Source organism: Hoyosella sp. YIM 151337, assembly GCF_026041215.1.
Lineage (GTDB): Bacteria > Actinomycetota > Actinomycetes > Mycobacteriales > Mycobacteriaceae > Hoyosella.
Genome location: NZ_JAPEIQ010000034.1, coordinates 1 through 883 on the forward strand (window position 1 = coordinate 1; position 883 = coordinate 883).

Annotated in this window: 1 pseudogene; it reads left to right on the plus strand. The window is 63.3% G+C overall.

The window, feature by feature from the left end:
* Window positions 1-59 precede the first annotated feature (59 nt).
* A pseudogene (locus ONR57_RS17940) lies at window positions 60-883 on the plus strand (ABC transporter ATP-binding protein); the annotation flags it as partial.

Here is an 883-nt window from a genome sequence, read left to right on the forward strand (position 1 = left end):
TGCTGGCATGACACCCATCCTCTCGGGGAATCAGACCCTCCCCCAGACGCGGGGCGATTCAAAAAGTGGACGAAGTCGCGAAAATGCTCGAACTCGAACACCACCTCGACCGCAAACCCTCCAACCTCTCCGGCGGCCAGCGCCAGCGCGTCGCCATGGGCCGCGCCATCGTCCGCAAACCCAAAGCCTTCCTCATGGACGAACCCCTCTCCAACCTCGACGCCAAACTCCGCGTCCAAATGCGCACCCAGGTCTCCCAAATCCAGAAACGCCTCGGCACCACCACCCTCTACGTCACCCACGACCAAACCGAAGCCATGACCCTCGGCGACCGCGTCGTCGTCATGCGCGGCGGCATCGTCCAGCAAGTCGGCTCCCCCACCGACCTCTACCAGCACCCCACAAACCTCTTCGTCGCCGGCTTCATCGGCAGCCCGTCGATGAACTTCCTGCCCGCCACCATCGACAACAACACCCTCCAATCCGCCATGGGCACCATCCCCCTGCCCGACCGCATCCGCCGCGCCATCGAAACCACAAACCCCGACCGCGACGTCATCATCGGAGCCCGCCCCGAACACTTCGAAGACGCCACACTAATACCCGACAACACCCCCGGACACCGCTTCACCACCACCATCGACCTCGTCGAATCCATGGGATCCGACATCTACGCCTACTTCCACGTACACGGCGACACCGCACACTCCCGCGACCTCGACGAACTCGCCGCAGACATGGGCCAAGACATGCACACCGGCACCCAAATCACCGCCCGCCTCGACCCCGCCTCACACGTCCACACCCGAGGACAAGCCCAACTCTGGCTCAACACCGACAAACTCCACATCTTCAACGCCACCACCGGCGAAAACCTCACGGA